19 protein-coding genes and 1 pseudogene are annotated in these 22,533 nt (G+C 73.4%); 17 read left to right on the forward strand and 3 right to left on the reverse strand.

Features of this window, described 5'->3' with window-relative positions; all coding sequences use genetic code 11:
- From E1182_RS17205 to E1182_RS17230, 6 genes are all read left to right on the forward strand, one after another.
- Positions 1-2,128, forward strand: a 2,128-nt coding sequence (locus E1182_RS17205) for a TIM-barrel domain-containing protein (protein WP_132266235.1), incomplete at its 5' end; no start/stop codon positions are given.
- Positions 2,129-2,363: 235 nt separating this feature from the next.
- Positions 2,364-3,584 carry an ROK family transcriptional regulator gene (locus E1182_RS17210; protein WP_132266238.1) on the forward strand — a complete coding sequence of 407 codons (1,221 nt, stop codon included), beginning with the start codon at positions 2,364-2,366 and terminating at the stop codon, positions 3,582-3,584.
- A 289-nt stretch (positions 3,585-3,873) separates the two neighbouring features.
- Positions 3,874-6,336 carry a beta-glucosidase gene (locus tag E1182_RS17215; protein ID WP_132266241.1) on the forward strand — a complete coding sequence of 821 codons (2,463 nt, stop codon included), beginning with the start codon at positions 3,874-3,876 and terminating at the stop codon, positions 6,334-6,336.
- Positions 6,333-7,397 carry a LacI family DNA-binding transcriptional regulator gene (locus E1182_RS17220; protein ID WP_132266244.1) on the forward strand — a complete coding sequence of 355 codons (1,065 nt, stop codon included), beginning with the start codon at positions 6,333-6,335 and terminating at the stop codon, positions 7,395-7,397. Before E1182_RS17215 ends, E1182_RS17220 begins: the two co-directional genes overlap by 4 nt.
- Positions 7,394-9,634 carry a glycoside hydrolase N-terminal domain-containing protein gene (locus tag E1182_RS17225; RefSeq protein ID WP_243706264.1) on the forward strand — a complete coding sequence of 747 codons (2,241 nt, stop codon included), beginning with the start codon at positions 7,394-7,396 and terminating at the stop codon, positions 9,632-9,634. Before E1182_RS17220 ends, E1182_RS17225 begins: the two co-directional genes overlap by 4 nt.
- Positions 9,631-9,966, forward strand: a complete 336-nt coding sequence (locus tag E1182_RS17230) for a glyoxalase superfamily protein (RefSeq protein WP_132266249.1) — start codon at positions 9,631-9,633, stop codon at positions 9,964-9,966. Before E1182_RS17225 ends, E1182_RS17230 begins: the two co-directional genes overlap by 4 nt.
- 15 nt (positions 9,967-9,981) lie before the next feature.
- Here the strand turns inward: E1182_RS17230 and E1182_RS17235 are convergent, their stop codons facing one another.
- Positions 9,982-10,491, reverse strand: a complete 510-nt coding sequence (locus E1182_RS17235) for an NUDIX domain-containing protein (protein ID WP_132266252.1) — start codon at positions 10,489-10,491, stop codon at positions 9,982-9,984.
- An 83-nt stretch (positions 10,492-10,574) separates the two neighbouring features.
- Here E1182_RS17235 and E1182_RS17240 point away from each other — a divergent pair, with 83 nt between their 5' ends.
- From E1182_RS17240 to E1182_RS17285, 10 genes and pseudogenes are all read left to right on the forward strand, one after another.
- Positions 10,575-10,931 carry a PadR family transcriptional regulator gene (locus tag E1182_RS17240; RefSeq protein ID WP_207921428.1) on the forward strand — a complete coding sequence of 119 codons (357 nt, stop codon included), beginning with the start codon at positions 10,575-10,577 and terminating at the stop codon, positions 10,929-10,931.
- A gap of 1 nt (position 10,932) precedes the next feature.
- Positions 10,933-11,493, forward strand: coding sequence for a hypothetical protein (locus E1182_RS17245; RefSeq protein WP_132266257.1), 561 nt, complete (start codon positions 10,933-10,935; stop codon positions 11,491-11,493).
- Positions 11,494-11,571: 78 nt separating this feature from the next.
- Entirely contained in the window at positions 11,572-12,729 is a 1,158-nt protein-coding gene (locus tag E1182_RS17250) for a hypothetical protein (RefSeq protein ID WP_132266260.1), read from the forward strand.
- A 118-nt stretch (positions 12,730-12,847) separates the two neighbouring features.
- The gene (locus E1182_RS17255; RefSeq protein WP_207921429.1) at positions 12,848-13,423 is read left to right on the forward strand and encodes a TetR/AcrR family transcriptional regulator; all 576 of its coding nucleotides are present in this window, start codon (positions 12,848-12,850) and stop codon (positions 13,421-13,423) included.
- The gene (locus E1182_RS17260) at positions 13,420-14,625 is read left to right on the forward strand and encodes an FAD-dependent monooxygenase (protein WP_132266266.1); all 1,206 of its coding nucleotides are present in this window, start codon (positions 13,420-13,422) and stop codon (positions 14,623-14,625) included. Before E1182_RS17255 ends, E1182_RS17260 begins: the two co-directional genes overlap by 4 nt.
- Positions 14,626-14,671: 46 nt before the next feature.
- Positions 14,672-15,454 (forward strand): annotated as a pseudogene (locus E1182_RS33015) (Tn3 family transposase); the annotation flags it as partial.
- Between the two features lie 121 nt (positions 15,455-15,575).
- The gene (locus E1182_RS17270) at positions 15,576-15,932 is read left to right on the forward strand and encodes a PadR family transcriptional regulator (RefSeq protein ID WP_132266269.1); all 357 of its coding nucleotides are present in this window, start codon (positions 15,576-15,578) and stop codon (positions 15,930-15,932) included.
- The gene (locus E1182_RS17275) at positions 15,929-16,951 is read left to right on the forward strand and encodes a hypothetical protein (protein ID WP_132266272.1); all 1,023 of its coding nucleotides are present in this window, start codon (positions 15,929-15,931) and stop codon (positions 16,949-16,951) included. The genes E1182_RS17270 and E1182_RS17275 overlap by 4 nt, the downstream gene beginning before the upstream one ends.
- Positions 16,952-17,388: 437 nt before the next feature.
- A complete protein-coding gene (locus E1182_RS17280; protein ID WP_207921430.1) occupies positions 17,389-18,591 on the forward strand; it encodes an MFS transporter in 1,203 nt (400 codons plus the stop codon).
- A 269-nt stretch (positions 18,592-18,860) separates the two neighbouring features.
- Positions 18,861-20,048 carry a sorbosone dehydrogenase family protein gene (locus E1182_RS17285; RefSeq protein WP_132266277.1) on the forward strand — a complete coding sequence of 396 codons (1,188 nt, stop codon included), beginning with the start codon at positions 18,861-18,863 and terminating at the stop codon, positions 20,046-20,048.
- A gap of 95 nt (positions 20,049-20,143) precedes the next feature.
- Here E1182_RS17285 and E1182_RS17290 read toward each other — a convergent pair whose 3' ends face one another.
- Positions 20,144-21,625, reverse strand: coding sequence for a peptide MFS transporter (locus tag E1182_RS17290; RefSeq protein ID WP_132266280.1), 1,482 nt, complete (start codon positions 21,623-21,625; stop codon positions 20,144-20,146).
- 215 nt (positions 21,626-21,840) lie between these two features.
- On the opposite strand from E1182_RS17290, the gene E1182_RS17295 reads away from it, so the two are divergent.
- Complete coding sequence (locus E1182_RS17295) at positions 21,841-22,182, forward strand: RNA polymerase-binding protein RbpA (RefSeq protein WP_007070998.1); 342 nt, start codon at positions 21,841-21,843, stop codon at positions 22,180-22,182.
- A gap of 61 nt (positions 22,183-22,243) precedes the next feature.
- Here E1182_RS17295 and E1182_RS17300 read toward each other — a convergent pair.
- On the reverse strand, positions 22,244-22,533 hold a 290-nt coding region (locus E1182_RS17300), incomplete at its 5' end, for an FxsA family protein (protein WP_165942635.1).

The following is a 22,533-nucleotide window of genomic DNA, read 5'->3' on the forward strand; positions in this document are numbered from 1 at the left end:
CATCCGGGTACGCCTCGCCGAGGATCTCGCCGCCCGCAGCCGCTCCGCCCGGGCGCTGCCGCTGGTCCACCCCGCCGCCCACCGCGCGGTGGTGGCCGTCGGCGAGGGCAGCGTCACCGTCGACGCCGGGGCCGTCATCGCCGAGATCACCCTCGACCCGTGGCGGATGCGCTTCCGCGCCGCCGACGGGCAACTCCTGGTCGAACAGGACCCCGGCACCACGGACATCAGCGGCCGGCGGCGCACCCTTCCGTTCGGGCGCTCCACCGCCGACGGTGTGCCTGTCGCCTGGCACGAGAGTTTCGTCGCCCCCGGCGACGAACACTTCGTCGGCCTGGGCGAGAAGTTCACCCCGCTGGACAAGCGCGGCCAGCGGGCGTTGATGTGGAACTTCGACGCCTTCGGCGGCGAGTCCGACCGCTCGCACAAGAACGTGCCGCTCTACCTGTCCGACCGCGGCTACGGCGTGCTGGTCGACAGCGGGCTGCCGGTGGAGTTCGACATCTGTCAGTCCACCCACAGCAGCGTGCAGATCCTCGTCCCGGACGACCTGCTCGACTACTACGTGCTCGCCGGGCCGACCCCGGCGCAGATCCTGGACCGGTTCGACGCGCTGACCAGCCGGCCGTACCTGCCGCCGAAGTGGGCCTTCGGCGCCTGGATCTCCTCCGGCTTCTTCCCCGACAGCCAGCAACGGGTACTGGACCGGGCCCGGCTGATCCGCGAGCGGGGCATCCCGTGCGACGTGTTGCACCTGGACTGCTACTGGCAGGTCGCCGGCCGCTGGTCGGAACTGCGCTGGGACGACGAGGCGTTCCCCGACCCGGCCGGCATGCTCAAGACCCTCGCCGACCAGGGTTTCCGGGTGTGCCTGTGGATGAACCCGTACCTGATGACCGGCAGCCCGCTGTACGCCGAGGCGGCCGAGGCCGGATACTTCCTGCGCCGCCCGGACGGGTCGACGTACGTGGCCGACGTGTGGCACGGCAGCCACCCGGCCTCGGCCATCGTCGACCTGACCAACCCCGCGGCGGTGCGCTGGTTCCAGGGCCTGCTGCGGCCGCTGCTGGAGCAGGGCGCGGCGGTGTTCAAGACCGACTTCGCCGAGGGGGTGCCCGCCGACGCGGTCGCCCACAACGGGATGACCGGGCTGGAACTGCACAACGTGTACGCGCTGATGTTCAACGACGTTGTCGCCGACGTGACAGAGGAGATCGCCGGGCACCGGACGGTGTGGGCACGTTCGTCGTACCTGGGCGGGCAGCGGCACAGCGCGCAGTGGAGCGGCGACGTGAACGCCACCTGGCCGGCCCTGGCCAGCACCCTGCGCGGTGGGCTGTCGCACGGGCTGTCCGGAGTGCCGTTCTGGAGCCACGACACCGGCGGCTTCAACGGCACTCCCGACCCGGACCTGTACGTGCGGTGGACCCAGTTCGGGGCGTTGTCACCGCTGGTGCGGCTGCACGGCACCACCAGCCGGCTGCCGTGGGACTTCCCTGCCGAGGCCGAGCGGGACGTGGCGGCTGCGTTGCGGCTGCGCTACCGGCTGCTGCCGTACCTGTGGTCCGCGGCGGTGGCAGCGGCCCGCACCGGTGCGCCGATGATGCGGGCGCTGCTGGTCGACACCCCCGAGGACCCGACGGCCTGGGTCATCGACCTGCAGTACCGGCTCGGCACCGACCTGCTCGTCGCCCCGGTCGTCGACCGGTCCGGTCGACGCGACGTCTACCTGCCCGTCGGCGACGACTGGGTGGACGTGGCCACCGGCGAGCGGCACCCCGGCGGGCGGCACCTGCGGGTCACCGTGCCGATGCACCGGCTGCCGCTCTACGTCCGCCACGGCGCGCTGGTTCCGGTCGCCGCGCCGACCGACCGGATCCCAGACGGGCCGTTCCGCGACGTCGACCTGGTCAGCTGGGGTGGCCTCGGCGGCCGGACGGTGATCCACGACGTCGACGGTGACACGGTCGTCGAGGCGGAACGCGACGGCGACACCCTGCGGGTACACACCAGCGGTCCGCTGGGGATACGGAAGGTGAGCGTGGTGGGCGTGGACGTCCCCCGCCGGGTGCTGCTCAACGGGACGGCCGCGCCGGTGGCGGCGTTCGAGGAGTGGTTCCCCCGCTGACCCACCTCAGCCGCCCGCCCCGGCCGGCGGGGTGGGCGGCACCGGCGGGTGTGCCGGGCAGGGGCGCTCGGCTACCATCAGTTAGTTGGGCTGGCAATCCAACAAACATCGACGGTGACACGTCCCACAATCAACGGTGACCACCTCACGGCCGGCCCGGTCCGGGCACCGCGGTACGCCATGATGGGCGCGGGGACCGGGATGGCGCAGCGTCGGCGCAGGGAGCGGACAGATCGTGATCGACATTCAGACCGAACCGCAGCCGAGCGACCTCGGCGACGTGCGGGTCACCAACCGGGCGGTGGTGCTGCGGCACGTACGCCGGCACGCGCCCTGCTCGCGTGCCGACATCGCCGCGCACACCGGACTCAACAAGGCCACCGTCTCCAGCCTGGTCACCGAGCTGATCGACCGCCGGTTGCTGCGGGAGACCGGGCTGACCGAGAACCGGGTCGGCCGGCCGGCCACCATGCTCGTCCTCGACGGCGAGCCGTACGCGGCGCTCGGTATGGAGATCGGCGCCGACGAACTGGTGGTGGTCGCGGTCGACCTGGGCGGCAACCGGCTGCTGACCTGGCGGCGGGCGTTCGCCGCCCCGTTGGCCGCCCCCGCCGAGACGGTCCGTGCGCTGGCCACCCTCGCCCGCCGGGCGATCAACCGGGTCAACGGGCAGGGGCGCACGGTCCTCGGCCTGACCGTGGGCGTGCCGGGCCTGGTCGACACCGCCGGCACGGTGCCGCTGGCCACCGCCCTGGGCTGGCGCGACGTCCCGGTCGCCACCGCGCTGCGGGCCGCGCTGCGCGACCCCGACTTCACCATCGCCGTCGACACCGACGCCAACCTCGCGGTGGTCGCCGAGCAGCGGCACGGGGCGTACGCCGGGACCGCCGACCTGGTCCACCTCACCGGCGGCGCGACCGTCGGCGCCGGGGTGCTCACCGGCGGCCGACCGCTGCGCGGCGCACGCGGGTTCGCCGGCGAGGTCGGGCACGTCCCCGTCGATCCGGCCGGACCGGTCTGCGAGTGCGGGCGACGCGGGTGCCTGACCGCGCTGGTCGCCCTGCCCGCGGTCGTCCGCCGCCTGCTGCCCGACGTCGAGGTCGACGGGCCGGTCACCGACTGGCTGCCGGAACTCGAGCGGGTGCAGACGCTGGCCCGCCAGGAGGATCCGGGCGTCCTGGCGGGGTTGGCGGAGGTCGGCACGCATCTCGGCCACGGGGTGTCCATTCTGGCCAATCTGCTCAACCCGCAGGTGGTGACCATGGGCGGACACTTCGCCGTCCTCGCACCCTGGCTGCTCCCGGCGGCGCGGGCGGAGCTGCACGCCCGCGCGCTCGCCCCGGCGGCCGGCGGTTGCCAGCTCGTCGCCAGCCGGCTCGGCGCGACCGCCACCGCGCTCGGCGGGGCCACCGTCGCCCTGGCCACCGTCGAGTCGGGGCGGCTGCCGGTCAGCTGATCGGCCCGCCGCTTTGGCGGCACGCCCCGGATCATCGACGGACATCCGTTCCGATCGGGGTGCCGGCTCTTGACCCGACGGGGGCGGTGGTGCCAACCTCGAACGGCCGCCCCGTCGTCCGGGCCTCTGGGGCGGCGAGTTTTTCGCGGTCGTCGAAGCGCTTCACCGCTGCCCGGGCCGGCGACCATCACCACCGCATCGCACCGCCGCACGCTCCCGCACCGGCTGTCGAAGCGCTTCGACAGCCGGTCGCCGCGCCACCGCGCGAGCCCCTGGAAGGTACGCGACCATGACCGACAGCAGCCCCGTCCCGTCCATCCGAGCCCGCATCGACGACCTGCTGGCCCGACTCACCCTGCCGGAGAAGATCGGCCTGCTGCACCAGTGGCAGGCACCGGTGCCCCGACTCGGCCTGCCCGGGTTCCGCACCGGCACCGAGGCGCTGCACGGGGTGGCCTGGCTCGGCCCGGCCACCGTCTTCCCGCAGGCCGTCGGCCTGGCCACCACCTGGAACCCGGACCTGATCCGAGCCGTCGGCACGGCCGTCGGCATCGAGGTACGCGCCAAGCACCACGCCGACCCGCAGCACGTCGGGTTGAACGTGTGGGCGCCGGTGGTCAACCCGCTGCGCGACCCCCGGTGGGGACGCAACGAGGAGGGCTGGTCCGAGGACCCGTGGCTGACCGGCCGGCTGGCCACCGCGTACGCCTGGGGGCTGCGCGGTGACCACCCCGACCGACTGCGTACGGCACCGACGGTCAAGCACTTCCTCGCCTACAACAACGAGACCGACCGGGCCACCACCTCCAGCAACCTGCCGCCCCGGGTACTGCACGAATACGAGCTGCCCGCGTACCGGGAACCCGTGGAGAGCGGCGCCGCGGTCGCCGTGATGGCCTCCTACAACCTGGTCAACGGGGTGCCCGCGCACCTGAGCCCACTGATCGACGGGGACCTGCGCGGCTGGGCCCCCGACGAGATCATGGTGGTGGGCGACGCCGCGGCGGTGAGCAACATCGCCGGCATGCAGGCCCACCTGCCCGACCACGTCGAGGGATTCGCCGCCGCGCTGCGCGCCGGCATCGACAACGTCACCGAGGACGACCCCGACCCCACGCCCACCGTGGAGCGGTTCACCGAGGCGCTACGTCGCGGTCTGATCAAAGAGCCCGACGTGGACCGCGCGGTCCGGCGCATCCTCAGTATCCGGATCCGCCTCGGCGACCTCGACCCGCCGCACGAGGACCCGTTCGCCGACGTCCCACCTGACGTGATCGACTGCCCGGCGCACCGGGAACTGGCCCGGGAGGCCGCCCGCCAGTCGGTGGTCCTGCTGCGCAACGACGGGCTGCTGCCGCTGGACGCCTCGACGGCGCCCCGGGTGGCGGTGCTCGGGCCGTTGGCCGACGCGGTGTACGAGGACTGGTACAGCGGCACCCTGCCGTACGCGGTCACCCTACGGCAGGGGCTGGCCGAACGGCTGCCGGCCGTCACCACCCACAACGGGGCGGACCGAATCGCGCTACGGGTGGGCGACCGCTACGTCCGCTGCCCGGACACCCCCGACGGGGGCCCGCTCACCCTCGGCGCCGAGGCCACCGGTCTTGACGTGTTCGACTGGGGTCGCGACATCCTGGCGCTGCGCGCGGTCTCCAACGGCCGGCACCTGGGCGTCACCGCCGAGGACGGCACCGTCGCCAACGACCGGCCCGGACCGGGCGAGTGGGTGGTCCGGGAAACCTTCCGGTTCCGGCCCGGACCCGACGGCACCATCCTGCTGCACCACCTCGCCACCGACCGGTACGTGACCGTCGACGCCGACGGTCGGCTGCGCGCCGACGCACCGACCGGGGCGGCCGCGACCGGGTTCACCGTCGAGCTGATCACCGACGGTGCCGCCGAGTGCGCCACGCTGGCCGCCGGGGCGGACGTGGCGGTGGTGGCGCTGGGCAACCATCCGATGGTCAACGGCAGGGAGACCGAGGACCGCGTCGACCTTGCCCTGCCCCGGGCGCAGGAGGCGCTGCTGCGCGCCGTGCAGGCCGCCAACCCGCGTACCGTACTGGTGCTCACCAGCAGTTACCCGTACGCGGTCGGCTGGGCGCAGGAGCACCTGCCGGCGGTGCTCTGGTCCGCGCACGGCGGTCAGGAACACGGCAACGCCCTGGCGGCGGTGCTGCTGGGCCAGGCCGAGCCGGGCGGCCGGCTCACCCAGACCTGGTACGCCGACACCGCGGAGCTGCCCGACCTGCTCGACTACGACGTGATCGGCGCCGACAGCACCTACCTGTACCACCGGGGGGATCCGCTGTACCCGTTCGGTCACGGGCTCAGTTACGGCCAGTTCGACTACGCTGACCTGCGATTGAGCGCCACGGCGGTGACCGCCGGCGAGGAGGTCGAGGTGTGCCTTGAGGTCACCAACACCGGTGCCCGCGCCGGCGAGGAGGTCGTGCAGCTCTACACCCGCCAGCGTCGTTCCCGGGTCAAGCAGCCCCTGCGTCAGCTTCGGGACTTCGCCCGGGTCAGCCTCGCCCCCGGGCAGCGGCGCACGGTCACGCTGCGGCTGCGTACCGGCGAGTTGCGCTGGTGGGACGAGAGCCACGGCGGGTTCGTGGTGGAGGACGCCACCCACACCGTGCTCGTCGGTCGGTCCGCCCGCGACATCCGGCTGGTCGGCGCGTTGACCGTGCGCGGCGGGCAGCACGCCGACGGGGCGCGGCCGGAAGCGGCCGCGGGACGGCGGTCGTGACCGCCGCGGCGGGCCGTCCGCCCTCCGGCCAGGTCACCATCGCCGACGTCGCCCGGCACGCGGGCGTGGCCGCGAGTACCGTGTCGTACGTGCTCAGCGGTAAGCGGGCCATCTCCGCGGTGACCCGCAGCCGGGTGTTGGCGAGCGTCCGGCTGCTCGGGTACCACCCGAACGCGGGGGCCCGCGCGCTGGCCAGCCGGCGGGCCAACGTCATCGCCCTGGTGCTGCCCCTGCGCGCCGGCATGCAGGTGCCGGTGGTGATGCAGTTCGCCACCGCCGTGGTGACCACCGCGCGCGGCTACGACCACGACGTCCTGCTGGTCACCTCCGACGAGGGACCGGCCGGGTTGCGCCGCATCGCCGCCAGCGCCCTGGTCGACGGGGTGCTGCTGATGGACGTGGAGTTGCACGACCGGCGGGTGCCGCTGCTGCGGGAACTGGCGCTGCCCAGTGTGCTGATCGGTCTGCCCGCCGACCCGGCCGGGCTGACCTGTGTGGACCTGGACTTCCACGCCGCCGGCGCGGAGTGCGTCGCGCACCTGGCTGGGCTGGGCCATCGCCGCATCGCCCTGCTCGGCGCGCCGACGGCCGTCTACGACCGCGGCACCGGCTTCGCGCACCGCACCCGCGCCGGGGTGCGGGAGGCCGCCGACCGACACGGCGTGCAGGTGGTGACGCTGCCGTGCGAGGAGGGCACGGCCGACGTGCGGCGGGCCGTGACCGAGCTGCTGGACCGCCATCCGGACGTCTCCGGCCTGGTGGTGCAGAACGAGGCCGCGGTCGGGCCGGTGCTGGCGACCCTGCCGGCGCTGGGGCGGCGGGTGCCCGGCGACGTGTCGGTGGTGGCCATCTGCCCGGACGAGTTCGCCGGGCGCAGCAGCCCGGCGTTGACCTGCGTGCCGGTGCCGACCGAGGAGGTGGGGCGGCAGGCGGTGACCCTGCTGATGGGCAAGCTGCGAGACGAGCCGGGACCGGAGGCTATCCTGCTGGCGCCCCGGCTGACCGTTCGGGACAGCACCGCCGCCGCGCCGGCTGTCGGGGTGGGTGGCGGCGAGCGGTGACCACGGCGAAGGGACTGTCGATGGCGGACGAGCTACCCGTGTCGGCCCACCGCATCTGGGCGCCGGCGCCCGCCGCGAGCTGGGAGGACGCGTTCCTGTCCGGCAACGGCGAGTACGGAATCATGGTGTGCGGCGACCCGCACGCGGAACGGATCATTGTCAACCACCACCGGTTCGTGCTGCCCAACGGCACCCACGACGTCCGGCCGCCGGAGCTGGCCGACCGGATGCCCCACATCCGCGAGCTGGTGCTGGCCGGCCGGGGTGCCGAGGCGGCCCAGTTGCTCACCGGCGGCCGGGAGCTGGAGTGGACGCAGTCGTTTCATCCCGGCTTCGCCCTGACCATCGACGCGACGCGGCCCGCTCCGGTCGGCGACTACCGGCGCTCGACCGAGTTCGACACCGGTCAGGTCGCCGTCGAGTGGACGGGCGGGCGGCGGCGCTCGTTCGTCTCCCGCGCCGACGCGCTGGTCGTCACCGCGCTGGACATGGGCGCCTGCACCGTCGGGGCCACCGGTGACCTGCCCGGCCGCCCCGACGACGTGCGCTACGAGTGCGTCGCGTACCGGCGGGGCGATCTGGTGTTCCTGCGGGTTCGGGGCCACTACCCGCAGGTTGGCGGCGCGTACGGCTTCGAGGGGGTGACCCTGCTGCGCGGCGACGTCGAGGTCGCCGGGGACCGGGTGGTGGTGCGCGGCCCGGCGTTGCTGACCACCGCGCTGGACCGGGTCGACAGCCCTCGGTGGCGCACCGGAGCGCTGGAGGAACGGCTGGCCGCCGCCGACCCCGACTACGACCGGCTGCTGGCCCGGCATTTACCCCTGCACGCGGTGCCGTACCGGCGGGTCAGCCTGGACCTGGGCGTGCCGGCGGCGGACCGGGAGCTGCCCGTCGGTGAGCTGCTCGCCCGGCAGCTCACCGACCCCGGCGTCGCGCAGCCGGCGCTGCTGGAGCGGCTCTTCCACGCCGGTCGGTATCTGCTGTTCAGCTCCAGCGGGGTGCTGCCGCCACGGTTGACCGGGCTGTGGCTGGGCTCGTGGGACGCCGCCTGGGCCGGTGACTTCACCACCGACGCCAACCTGAACCTGCAGCTGGCCGGCGCGAACATCGGCGCCCTGCCGGAGGTGACCGCCGCGCACGCCCGCCTGGTGGCCGGGCAGGTCGACGACTGGCGACGCAACGCACAGGCGATCTACGGCGCTCGTGGCCTGCTCGCGCCGGCCCGTACCGACGGTGAGCACGGGCACCTGTTCCACGTGCACCCCCAGTGGCCGTTCGCCGCCTGGCTGGCCGGCGCGGACTGGCTGCTGTACCCGCTGTACGAACACCACATGGTCACCGGAGAGCCGCTGGGCGAGGTCACCGGCTGGCTGGCGGAGGTGGCGGACTTCTTCACCGACGTGGTCAGCGAGGTTGACGGCGCGGTGGCGCTGGTGCCGTCGTACTCGGTGGAGACGGGTCCGCCCGACGCCGACGGGCAGCCGGTGCCGGTGACAGTCAACGCCACGATGGACGTGGCCGCCGCCCGGCACGCGCTGCGCGTCGCCGCCGAGGTGACGGGTTCGGACCGGTGGGACGAACTGCGGGGCCGGCTGCCGACGTACCGGGTCGACGAGCGCGGTGCGCTCGCCGAGTGGGCCTGGCCCGGCTACCGCCCGGACGACGACCACCGGCACGTGAGCCACCTGTACCCGGTGTGGCCGTTGGGTGAGATCAATCCCGACGACACGCCCGAGCTGGCCGCGGCCGCGCACCGGGCGCTGACGCTGCGCGGTGACGAGAACCTCTCCGCGCACGGCAGCCTGCACCGGGCGCTGGTCGCGGCCCGGCTGCACGACGGGAACCTGGTCGGGGTGAACCTGTGCAAGATCCTCGGCGCCGACATGTTCTTCCGGTCGCTGATGAGTTCGCACAATCCGGGTCTGGCCATCTACAACGCCGACGCCGCGCACGCGCTGCCGGCGGTGTTGGTCGAGGCGTTGGCGCAGGCGATTCGGCCGGGAGTGGTGCGGCTGCTGCCGGCGCTGCCGCCGGGCCTGCCGCGCGGGACGCTGCGCGGGGTGCGGCTGCCGGGGCGGATCAGCGTGCAGGAACTGGCCTGGGCGCCGGGCCTGGTCCGGGTACGGCTGGTCTCGGCGGTCCCGCAGACCGTCGAGGTGCGTACCCCGCACGGGACCGCGACGGCCACGCTGGTCGCCGACGTGCCGGTCGAGCTGACCCTGGGCAGCGGATCGTGACCGAACGGCTGGCGCCGGTGCTCCGGGTCGCCGACAGCGACGTCGCGACGGCCTGGTACGCCCGGTTGGGTTTCGTTCGGCAGTGGGAGCACCGGTTCGCCCCGGGGCTGCCCCGCTACGTCAGTCTGGTCCGCGGCGGCATCGAGCTGCATTTGTCGGAGCACACCGGCGACGCCCGCCCCGGCACGCTGCTGTACCTGTACGTGGCCGACGTCGACGCGGCGGCACGGGCCTGCGGCGGTGCGCCGGTCGGCGAGCGGGACTGGGGACGCGAGTTCGAGGTGACCGACCCGGACGGCAACCGGGTGCGGGTCGGCACGCCCCGCATGTGACGGGAGACCGGGCGGTCAGAGCGCGTCGGGCTGGCCGAGCGCGGGGTGCTGCTGCCCGGGGCGGGCGTACCAGGCCGGGCCTTCCTCGGCGGTGGTGGTGTCGATGCGCAGCCGTGACCAGTCGTCCAACGGTGGCAGGTCGGCCGGGTCGAACCAGCCGACCTCGGTCGACTCGTCGCCGTCGGCGCGGGGTTCGCCGCCGACCGGTCGGCACCGGAACCACACGTTGAGGTACCGGCAGATGTCGCCGTTGGGGTAGACGACGGGGTGGGTGGCGACACCGGCGAGGCGTTCGACGCGTACCCGCACACCGGTCTCTTCCAGGACTTCCCGCACCACCGCGTCGGCGGGCTGCTCGCCGGGGTCGACGATGCCGGCGGGCACCGACCAGCGGCCGTTGTCGCCGCGCCGGGCCAGCAGCACCCGGCCGGTCTCGTCGCGTACGACGGCGCTCACGCCGGGCAGCAGGAGCAGGTCGTGACCGATGTGGGCGCGCAGTTCGGCGACGTAGGCGGGGACCGGCATCGAATCACGGTATCCCGGCGTGATGGCGCTCGGACGCCGACTGCTACTTGACACTACCTAGTACCTGACGAATCATAGGAGCTGTGACATCGAGCCATGACCCGCAGCTGCTGAAAGGCGTGTTGTCGCTGCTACTGCTGCATCTGCTGGCCGAACGGGAGTCGTACGGCTACGAGGTGGTGCAACGCCTGCAGGAGGTCGGCTTCACCGACGTGCTGGAAGGCAGCGTCTACCCGGCCCTGGCCCGACTGGAACGCGACGGGCGGGTCGCCACCCGACTCGTGCCCTCCCCCACCGGCCCGGCCCGCAAGTACTACCGGCTCACCCCGGTCGGCTGGCAGGCGCTGCGGGCCGGCTGCGCCGCCTGGTCCCGGCACACCGCCAGCGTCAACGCCGTCCTGGCCCGCCCGCTGCCCGCGGTCTGCGAGAAGGAGAACTGACATGACACAGACCACCGGTTGGTCCGACCGGCTCCGCATCGAACGTCTCGTCTGGCTGCTGGACCAACAGCTGTACGACCTGCCCCGGCGGTCGCGCATCGCCACCCGCCGGGAGGTGCGGGCCAACCTGTTGGAGGCCGCCCGCGACGTCGGCACCACCGAGGCGCTGCGCCGCGTCGGCGGAAGCCGGCGGCTCGCCCACCGGTACCTGGTGGCCGAACTCGGTGACGGGCCCCGGCACTCCCTGATCGCCGCCGCCTACGTCGGTGGTCTCACCCCGCTGGCGCTGAATGTCCTGTTCGACGAGACCGCCGCCGCGTACCGACGGGGCGTCATCGCCGCCGACCCACACGCCACCGGCACGTTCACCTGGCACGGCATCGGCTATCTGCAGGACGCCACCACGTTCACCTTCGTCGACGGGCAGGTCAGTCAGGTCGGCGGGGGGTGGGCTCCGCTGACGTTCCTGCTGTGGGTCGTCGGGACCGTCGCCGCCGGCCGGCTCTGGCGGCTGGTTCGGTGGCGGGCCGGCCGACGGGAAGCCGTCGCCCAGGCCGGCTGACCCCGGCGCCGGGCCGCCGACCGGCACGGCAGGTTCCCGGCCGGCGCCCGGTCGGGGCGGCACTAGACTTCCGCCTCGATGGACGCCCAGCCCGCCCCCACCGACACCCGACCGTGCGCCCACTGCGGGCGCGACGTACCGCAGCGTGCCGGCGCGGGCCGGCCGTTCCGCTACTGCCGGGACAATGACGGCGCCTGCCAGCGGGCGTCGCGCAACTCGCGAATGCGCCACCGCAACGCCCCGGGCCTGCCCGGCCAGGTCGCCCGCACCTGGGAGGCGGTGGACCGGCTCGACCAGATCGTCGAGACGTTGACCGAGGCCCTGCACGCCGAACTGTCCCCGGTCGGAGTGGAGCGCCAGCTCGCCGCGCTGCGCGCCGAGACCGCCGCGCAGGTCGCCCAGGCCCATGCCGAACGCGACGACGCCCGCGGCGACGCCGAAACCGCCGCCGCCGAGGCGACCCGCGCCCGGTCCGAGGCGCGGGTCGCCCTCGCCGACCGTGACGCCGCGCTGGCCCGCGCCGAGCAGGCCGACACGCGCGCCGCCGAAGCCGACCGCCGCGCCGGGGCGGCCGAGGCGCAGCGCGACGCCGCCCGCCGCGAGGTCGGCGCCGCCGAGGCGCTGCGGGTACAGGCCGAACGCGACCGCGACGCCGCCCGCCACGAGGTGCGGACGCTGCGCGCCGAACGGGACGCCGAACGACAGCGCGCCGCCGACCTGACCGTGGCGCGGGACGCCGCCCGCGCCGAGGCCCAGCGGGCCACCGAGGCGGCCCAGATCGCCCACCGCCGCGCCGACGAGGCGCTCGCGCAGGCGACGTCGGCCCGGGCGGACGCCGACCGGCACGCCGAGGCCGCTCAGCGCGCCGACGCGCAGGAGCAGGCGGCACGGCGCGACGCCGACACCGCGCGGGCCGCGGCCGACGCCTCCCGCCAGGAAGCCGAGCGGGCTCGCCGGGAAGCCGACGCCTCCCGCCGGGAAGCCGAGGCGGCTGCGGCCCGGGCCCGGGAGGAACTGGCGGCCGTGTCGGCTCAGCGCGACGCGGCCGCCGCGGAGCTTGCGGCGGTCAGGCAGGCCGCCGCCGCCGGGCAGGCCCACCTGACCGAGCTGGAGGTACGCCTGCGCGCGGCCGAGGCCGACCGGGACGCCGCCCAGCGGCGCGCGGCGCAGCTCTCCGACCAGGTCAGTGACCTGGCCGCCGCGCTGGCCCGGTGGGGCACCACCCGGGCCGGCTGAGCGCCGCCGCTCGGGCAGTCGTCACCGCATTCTGCTCGCCGTCCCCTGTCGCGCCTTCCTTGTTGGGCGATCGCCCAGTACGATCGCCTTGGACATATGACCAAGGAGGGTGGGTGTGGTGACGGCGGCGCAGCGCGGGCAGGAGGTGCGGCAGCGCCTGCTGCGCGCCGCGACGGAGCTGATCGTGGAACGCGGCTGGACCGCGGTCACCACCCGCGTCCTGGCGCAACGGGCTGGTGTCGCGCCGGGCCTGGTGCACTACCACTTCACGTCGGTGCAGGCGCTACTGGTCGAGGCGGTCGTGGCGGCGGCCCGGTCGGTGACCGCGCGGACCGGTCCCCTGCTGGCCGACGCACCCAGCGCCGACGAGGCGTTGACCGCGCTGTTGGGCATGTTCGGCACCACCAGCGGCACCGACCCGACCTCGGTGCTGTTCGTCGAGGCGTACCTGGCCGCGACGCGCGACGAACGGCTCCGGCAGGCGCTCGGCGAGATGATCGAACAGTTCCGCCGCCAACTCGCCGATCACCTCGCTGCCCACGCGGTGCCGGACCCCCACGCCACCGCGGCCGTGCTCGCCGCCGCGATCGACGGCGTGCTGCTGCACCGGGCGCTGGCGGCCGGTCCGTCCGGCGACGCTCTCGCCGCCGTGCTGCGCAGGTTGTTGACACCAGGAGCGGAGGACGCACGATGAAGGTGATCATTTGCGGGGGCGGGATCGCCGGTCTGGCCCTCGCCCAACGGCTCGGCTCGTCGGGTGCCGAGGTGACCGTGCTGGAGAAGGCACCCGGTCCGCGCACCGGCGGCTACATGTTGGACTTCTTCGGCCCCGGATACGACGCCGCCGAGGCGATGGGCCTGCTGCCGGCCATCCGCGAGTGCGGCTACCACGTCGAGGAACTCGCGTACTGCGACGAGTCGGGGCGCCGACGCGCCGGCCTGGGATACGGACAGTTCGCCCGGGCCGTCGGCGGGCGGGTGGTCAGCCTGATGCGCCCGGACCTGGAACGGGTGTTGCGCGAGCACCTGCCGGCCGCAGTCGACGTGCGCTTCGCCAGCACGATCACCGAGGTGGACGACCGCGCTGACGGGGTGACGGTCACCCTCGACGACGGCAGCGCGCTGACCGGCGATTTGCTCGTCGGCGGCGACGGCATCCACTCGACCGTGCGGGCACTGGTCTTCGGCCCGGAACACCGGTTTTTACGCCACCTCGGGTATCACACCGCCGCCTTCTCGTTCGACGACGCCGCCGTGCACGCCGCGGTCGACGGCCGGTTCTGCATGACCGATACGCCCCGACGTGCCATGGGCTTCTACGGTCTGCCCGGCAACCGGGTCGCGGTGTTCGCCGTGCACCGCACCGACGATGCGGCCCTGCCGGCCGACGCCCGCGACGCGCTGCGCCGCGAGTACGCGTCCCTCGGCTGGATCGCGCCCGCGGCGCTGGCGGCCTGTCCACCGGCCCCGCAGGTGTACTACGACCAGGTGGCGCAGACCCAGGTGCCGGTCTGGAGCCGGGGCCGGGTGGTGTTGCTGGGCGACGCGGCCCACGCGGTGTCCCTGCTGGCCGGGCAGGGCGCCTCGCTGGCCGTCGCCGGCGCGTACGTGCTCGCCGAGGAACTGGCCCGACGCGACAGCGTCGAGGCCGCGCTGGCCGGCTACGAGCGGGCGCTGCGCCCGCTGGTCGTCGACCGGCAGGCCACGGCCCGCCGCAGCGCCCGCTGGTTCGTGCCGACCAACCGGGGCGGGCTGCGGCTGCGTCGGGCCGGTCTGGCCCTGGCCGGGCTGCCGTTCACCACCCGGCTGGTGGCCGGCGCCGTGGTCGGCCGGCCCACCGACCTGGTCGACCGGGTGCGGGCCGGACGACGCCCGGTGGGCACCGGTCGCGGGTAGGCCGATCGGCCTGCCCGACCTGGCAGGCCCCCTTGTCGCCGCCCCGAGCCCATCCGTGGTTTCGCCCGGGGTGATCCTGCTACCGCGCCGGGTAAGCCGCGGCCCGGGCCCGCGCTCGGACGGAGACGTGGTCGCCGGTGCGGCATCTGCTCACCGACCGGCGGTGCGCCGAGCTGGACCTGCTGCTGGTCCCGGACGCCTACCGCGGCCGGACGCCGCTGGCCTGGCTGGGTGTGGGCCCGACGTCGTCGAGCCCGGCCGCGGTGAGGGCAGAAGGTCGCCGAGGCCCCGGCCGTGCTGGCCGCGGTGCAGTTCGCCGGCGGGCCCGGCACCGAGCTGCTGCTGCAGGCGGTGGGCATGCTGGCCGGGCTGTACGCCACCGGCGCCCGCAAAAGGTCCCGGCCGGCGCTCCGGTCGGGTTCGTGCCGACGACGTGGGCCGGCTATCTCGCGGCCGCGGAGCGTACCGCCGGTACTGGGAGCTGGCCGTGCTGGTCGGTCTGCGCGACGGTCTGCGCTCCGGCGACGTGTTCGTTCCCGGCTCGCGCCGGTACGCCGATCCGCGTCGTTCCTGCTCACGCCGGAGGCGTGGGCGCTGCAGAAGGTGGAGTTCTGCCACCTGGTCGGCGAGCGCGGCGAGGCCGCGGACGCGCTCGCGCAGGCCGACGACGAGCTGCACACCGCCCTTGGCCGACCTCAAGACCCAGCCGGCCAAGGGCAACCCGGGCGAGATCCGGCTGACCGACGACGGGGAGCTGATCATCCCGCCGCTCACTGCCGAGGACGTGCCCGCCGAGGCCGACGCGCTGCGCGCCGAGCTGGCCGGGATCTAGCCGAGGCCACCTCGGCACGCCACTGACCACAGCTGGTGAACCTGCCCCGAATCCCGGATGAACGCCGAGCCACCGCATGCATCTGCCGTTATACCTTCGCACCCGATATATTGATGGCGTGGAAACACCGGTACGCGAACCCACGTTCCTGATCCTCACGGCGTTGGCCGCGGAGCCGCTTCATGGCTACGGACTGATCACCGAGGTAGCCCGGCTTTCCGACGGCCGCGTGTCGCTGCGCCCCGGCACGCTCTACGGCGCCCTCGACCGGCTGCTCGACGCAGGTCTGGTCACCGTCGAGCGGGAGGAAGTGGTGGATAGCCGGCTGCGCCGCTACTACCGGCTGACCGAACACGGCGGTGACCTGCTCGCCAACGAGACCGAGCGGATGCGCCGCAATGTCGAGGCCGCAACCGTGCGGTTGAACACACGTGCCCGTCGAGGCACGCCCCGACTCAGTGGAGGGATCGCATGAGCGACCTGGAACGCCGCTATCTGCGATTGGTCCGGATCTTCTATCCGGCCGGCTACCGCAACGCGCGCGGCACCGAGATCGTGGGTACGTACCTCGCTCTGTCCTCGCCGGACCGCGGGTGGCCTTCGGTCGCCGACGTGACCGACGTAGCCGGCGGCGGGCTACGCCAGCGCCTACGCGCGATCGGCGCCACCGGAATCGGCCCCGGAGTGCGGCTGGCCGCGACGCTGGCGTTGTTGACCGCCACGGCTCTCGCCGGCGGCTGGGCCATGCTGGAGCTCAATCCAGGGACGACGGCGTGGTTCGGCTTCGAGCAGCACGGCACGTCCGTCTCGCTCGGTCTCGGCGTGTGGGCGGCATGGCTGCTCGCCGCGGTGGTGCACGTGGTGGCACCCGGCCGGTGGACCCGCCTGGCGATCGGTCTCGCCCTTGTCCTCACCGTCGCCGTCGTACCGCTTGCCGCCGTCGCCGACCGGTCCCGGCCTCCGCTGTTCGTACTACTCGCCCAGGTCTGCCTCGGATTCGTGGCGCTCGGCGTTCCCGGCCAGCCGCCCGTGTGGCTACGACTGCTGCCCGTCGCCGGCGCCGCCGCGGCTCTACCCGTAGCGGCGACTTTTGCCCGTAACGGTGGCGACGTGCTCCTTGGGTACTACGGCTGGCCCGCCGGGCAGGTCCTGCCCGGCGCCGGGATGGCACTTTTCGTGGTGACGTTGCTCGTCGGCGTAGGGCTGGCGGCGCGCAACGACCTTCGTGGTGCTTGGGCACTGCTGGTGCTGCTCTGCCCGATCGGCATGCTGTGGCTGCATCCGCTGGCCGAAGAACTCGCCGTCAGCATGTACGGCGGCGGACCGAATGCGGACTGGACGACACTGGCCACGGCGGCGATCATCGCGGCGGTTGCGGCGGCGATCGTCATGTCGGCTGCGCTGATGGTCCAACGACGGCTCGCCTTCACCCACGCCGCCGTCGAGCGTTGTACGGCGTGTGGCTCCCTCACCAGCGACAGCGCGAAGCGATAGCAGCCCGTCTAGCACCAAGCCACTGGTCGACTGTCGTCAGCGCACTGCCTGAACGCCTGTGACACAGAATCCCGTATCCCTGCGAGGGACAGGCACCCCGCTGGCCATTGGCCCACCCAAGACCTACGCCCAGTTACGGCACAGAGCCGGCCGACGCCCGGATCGCGGCCAGATGGCGCACTCGATCATGCCCAGGCAAAGGCGTCGCCTGATGGTCGCGAACGCGACGAGCCATACCGACGCAATCGCCATGACAGCGTCCGGTTCCCTACTGCGCCCCCACCGGGTGGGGACTGTCGTTGCCCGCCGTGTCGACCTGTCTGGGCGGGTCTGAAGGGGCGCCGGGAGAGATCGGAACATCCCGGCGGGAGCGGCCTTGCCACGCTCAGGCCCTCGCTGAGCCCTACGCCTTGATTCCGCGCCTGAGCGTGGCCTGGGTGGCAGCACCCCGCTCGGCACCGCCGTCGGAGATGAGCCGTCGGCTGACGTTCCTGTTCGCGTTGGCAGCGGGAGTGGCCATCGGCAACCTGTACTGGGCGCAGCCGCTCCTCGGCTTCATTGCAGGCGATCTACGCGCTGCGACCGCGACGGCGGGTTGGCTCGTCACCGCGACGCAGGTCGGGTACGCCGTCGGTGTGCTGCTGCTCGTGCCGCTCGGCGACGTCCTGGACCGCAGCCGGTTCGTCCCGGTGATGCTGCTGGCCTCGGCCGCCGCACTGCTGCTGTGCGCGCTGGCGCCGTCGATCGGCGTACTCCTGCTCGCGGTGGGCGTGCTCGGCGTGACGACGATTTCCGGGCAGGTCCTCACACCGCTCGCCGGGGACCTGGCCGGCGACGCCCACCGCGGTCGGATCGTCGGCGCCGTCGGGTCCGGGACCCTCACCGGTATCGTGGCCTCCCGCACGATCAGCGGGTTCGTCGCCGGCGCCGCCGGGTGGCGTACGGTCTTCGCCCTCGCCGCGGTCGTCGCCGTCCTGCTCGCGGTCCTGCTCTACCGCGCGATCCCACCGTTGGCACCGCGGACGCGCATCCCGTACCCGCAACTCATCGCCTCGGTCGGCGCGGTGGTCATGCGTGAGCGGGCGGCCCGATGGACGCTGGTCCTGGCCGCCACCGGGTTCGCCGCGTTCTCGCTGTTCTGGACGGCGCTGACGTTCCTGCTCAGCGGCCCACCGTTCCGGTACCCGGTAGCGGTGATCGGAATGTTCGGGCTGGCTGGCCTCGCTGGTGTCCTTTCCGGCCTGCACGGCGGTCGTCTGCACGACCGAGGTTGGTCGCTTCCGGCCACCGGCGCGGCCTGGGTACTGGCCCTTGGTGCCTTCGTCGTCGCGGGGTTCGCCGGCCGGTCCGTCGTCCTTGTCATCATCGCGATCATCATGATCGACGTCGCGCTCCAGATGCAGGCACTCCTCAACCGGGCGCGGCTGTTCGCCCTCTCCCACGACGCCCGCAGCCGGCTCAACACCGCGCTGGCCACCAGCAACTTCATCGGCGCTGCCATCGGCTCCGCCGCCGCGACCACGCTCTGGTCCACGGGCGGCTGGACAGCGGTCACGATCACGGGAACGGCACTCTGCTGCTTCGCGCTCACCGTGTGGGCGCTGGGACGTCGGGGCCCACACGTGATCGCTTCGCCGTGACGGACGGCGCTGGAACGGACCGCAGTGAAAGCTCGCTCAACCGCGCGACATTCGCACATAGTGCTCGTAGTGCTCCGGAGTCGAACACGCCATGACGCTCGTGAGAGGTCCGCTGCGCCGGCGACATCGCCCTGCGGGAACCTCGCGCCTGCTCACGTCGTCTCCAAGCGGAGATCACGGCCCGCCACCGGATCGCCCCGGGACGGCCGGCAGGCGCGACGGGGCCACCGGAGGATGATCGGCTGAACCGCAACCCCTCGGAGGACACCATGGCGATCACGCGTCGACGTCGGACACTGACCACCCTCCTGGCCGTCGGACTCGTCGCCGGATGTGACGGCGGGTCACCGGAAACCGCAGACCTGGCCACCTCCCCACCCCAGGCGGGAAGCCTGGCCGTGGAGACCGTCGTGGCCGGGCTGGAGCACCCGTGGGACATCGGCTTCCTGCCGGACGGACGCATGCTGCTCACCGAGCGGCCGGCCCGGTTCCGGCTCGTCGACGCCGGCACGGCGAGCGAGGTGCGTGCCGACCTCACCGATGTGCTCGTCGGCGGCGAGGGCGGACTGATGGGCCTGGTGATCCATCCGGACTTCGCCCGGACTCGCGAGTTCACCACCTGCCAGACCCGCCAGGAGAACGGCCAGCCGGTGGACGTGCGCCTGGTCACCTGGCGGCTGTCGCCGGACGCGGCGAGCGCCACCCGGGTGCGTGACCTGCTGACCGGGCTGCCGATCAGCACGGGCCGGCATTCGGGCTGCCGTCCGACGATCGCCGCGGACGGCGCGCTGCTGGTCGGCACCGGCGACGTGGCGCAGCCGTCGCACCCGCAGGACCGGCGCAGCCTGGGCGGGAAGGTGCTGCGCGTCGACCTGCGCACCGGCGAGGGCCTGCCGGACAACCCGTTCGCGTCGTCGTCCGACGCCAACGAGCGGCGCGTCTACAGCTACGGTCACCGCAACGTCCAGGGCGTGGCCGTTCGGCCCGGCTCGGGCCAGGTGTTCACCGCCGAGCATGGGCCCACCGGGTTCGACGAGATGAACCGCATCCGCCCCGGCGGCAACTACGGCTGGGACCCGTCGCGCGGCGGCACGGTCCAGACGTACGACGAGAGCGTGCCGATGACCGACCGCGACCGTTTCCCCGACGCGGTTTTGCCACTGTGGACCTCCGGTGAAACCTCGACAGAGGCGCCGTCCGGGGCCGCGTTCCTCGACGGCGCGCAGTGGGGGCCGCTCAACGGCCGGTTGGCCGTCGTCGCGTTGCGCGGTCAGAAGACCCTGCTGTTCCAGCTCGACGAGGCCGGCGACCGGGTGGTGGACCTGGCGCTGCCGACGGAGCTCAACGACGCCTACGGCCGGCTGCGCGGCGTGCGCGGCGGCCCGGGCGGCGCCCTCTACATCACCACCTCGAACGGCACCGACGACCGCCTGCTCCGCGTCACCCCCCGGACCTGACGCTGCGGCGATCCGGTCTCCGCCCGCAGGGATGGCGACCAGGGGCGGTGCTGCTTCCCCCGCCTGCCGGCCGCCACGTCGCCCGTGCCCGCCGGTCAGTGGATGCCGGCCATCAGCCGGGACACGTGGCGGCTGAACATGACCGCGCCGACGCCCAACGCCACCGATGCCAGCCCGAAGGTGAGGAAGTACGTCGGCGCCGGCCAGGTCGCGGCGAGCCGGGCGACCTGGCCGCCGACGGCGTCACCGACGGCGGTGGCAAGGAACCACAGGCCCATCATCTGGCTGGCGTACTTGACCGGCGCGAGTTTCGTGGTGGCGGACAGGCCCACCGGGCTCAGCGACAGCTCGCCGGCGACCTGGATGGTGAAGACGGCGATCAGCCACCACGGGGAGACCCGGCCCCCACCGACGGCGGCCTGCGCGGCGGCGGCCATCAGGACGAACGACAGACCGTTGAGAACCAGTCCGACGGCGAACTTCACCGGGGTGGACACCCGGTGCCCCAGGCGCAGCCACAGCCAGGCGAACAGCGGCGCCCCGACGATGATCAGGACGGGGTTGACCGACTGGAGCCAGGCCGCGGGAAAGGTGAAACCGAGCACGTCGCGGTCGGTGTTGTCGGCGGCGAACAGGTTCAGCACCGAGCCGGCCTGGTCGTAGATGAGCCAGAACGAGGCGGCGAAGACGAACAACCACAGGTACGCCTTCATCCGACGCCGTTCGGTGCCGCTGATCTCCGGGTCGGTGAGGATCCGCACGAAGTAGCCGACGGTGATCACGACGGTGGCGACGGTGAGCAGGCTGACAACGGTGTTGACGGTGAACAACCCGGCCACCGCGAGCGCGGCGAGCACCAGCAGCAGCGCGAGCACGCCGACACCGGCGCGGGTCAGGGCTCGGCGACGGTCCGCGCCGAGCAGCGGGTCGGCGGGGCGCGTGCCGGCGTCGCCGAGGTTGCGCCGGCCGAGGACGTACTGGGCCACGCCGAAGGTCATGCCGACCGCGGCGGCGCCGAACCCCAGATGCCAGTTGATGTTCTCGCCGAGCAGCCCGCAGACCAGCGGGGCGAGGAATCCACCCAGGTTGATGCCCATGTAGAAGAGGGAGAACCCGGCGTCGCGGCGCGGTGAGTCCCGCTCGTACAGCTCGCCGACCATGGTGGAGATGTTGGGTTTGAGCAGCCCGGTGCCGAGCACGATCAGGGTCATGCCGGCGAAGACGCTCCAGCCGGCAGGAACGGCCATCACATAGTGCCCCGCGGCGATGACCACACCGCCCCACAGCACGCTGCGCCGCGCGCCGATCAGCCGGTCGGCGACCCATCCGCCGGGCAGCGCCATCAGGTACACCATCGCGTTGTAGGTGCCGTAGACGGCGTTGGCGGTGGACTCGCGCAGCCCGAGCCCGTCGTCGGCGACGGCCGCGGTGAGGTACAGCACGAGGATCGCCCGCATACCGTAGAAGCTGAACCGTTCCCACATCTCGGTGAGGAACAGCGTCGACAACGCCCGCGGGTGACCGAAGAACGTCTTTCCGCCGGTGGGCCGGGCGCCGACCGGTGTGTCACTGGGCATCGTCACCTCCGCACGCGCGCGGGCGTTAACATGCCCGGTGAGCGCCGAAACACGCATCCGATCCGACCCGGCCGGGGACGCCCCGCCGGGTTCGGGTCATGGCCGGCTACCCTTGCGGGGGCGCCCGGGCCGGATCACCTGCTCGGGCGGGAATGCCCCGGCGGCGACGGGCCGTTACACCGAGAAGACCAGCACCGAACGAGGGGAAGTCGATCATGGGCGAGCGTATGCTGCGCGGAAGCCGTCTGGGCGCGGTCAGCTACGAATCCGACCGCAACACGGAGCTCGCGCCGCGTCAGACCCGCGAGTACCTGTGCGCCAAGGGCCACCAGTTCGAGGTGCCGTTCGCCGTCGACGCCGAGGTCCCCACGACCTGGGAGTGCAAGTTCGACGGCAGTGTCGCCCGCCTCGTCGACGGCACCGAGCCGGAGCAGAAGAAGGCCAAGCCGCCGCGCACCCACTGGGACATGCTGCTGGAGCGTCGCTCGATCGCCGAACTGGAGGACATCCTCGCCGAACGGCTGCAGGAGGTCCGCACCCGCCGCGGCCGGGCCTGACCCTCGACACAGCACTCACACGGCGCGGCCCCCGGGACACCTCCCGGGGGCCGCGCCGTGTTCAGCTCTGCCGCGGCTCCACGATCTCACCTTCCACGACCTCACCATCGAGCGCCCGACCACCGTCGACCACCGGCCCGGTCGGCGGTTGCGGGTCAGCCCGACGCACCCGCACCGTCCGCGGCCCGAACAGGTCACCGGCGACGGTCGAGGACACCCGCCGCTCGGCGGCACGCCGCACCCCGGCCCGGGTCAGTCCACGCACCGGCGGCACCAGCAGCACCGCTCCCACCACGCCACTGACCAGGCCAGGGGTGGCCAACAGCAGCGCCCCCGCCAGGCCCACCAGAC

Source organism: Micromonospora sp. KC721 (assembly GCF_004348355.1).
Taxonomy (GTDB): domain Bacteria; phylum Actinomycetota; class Actinomycetes; order Mycobacteriales; family Micromonosporaceae; genus Micromonospora.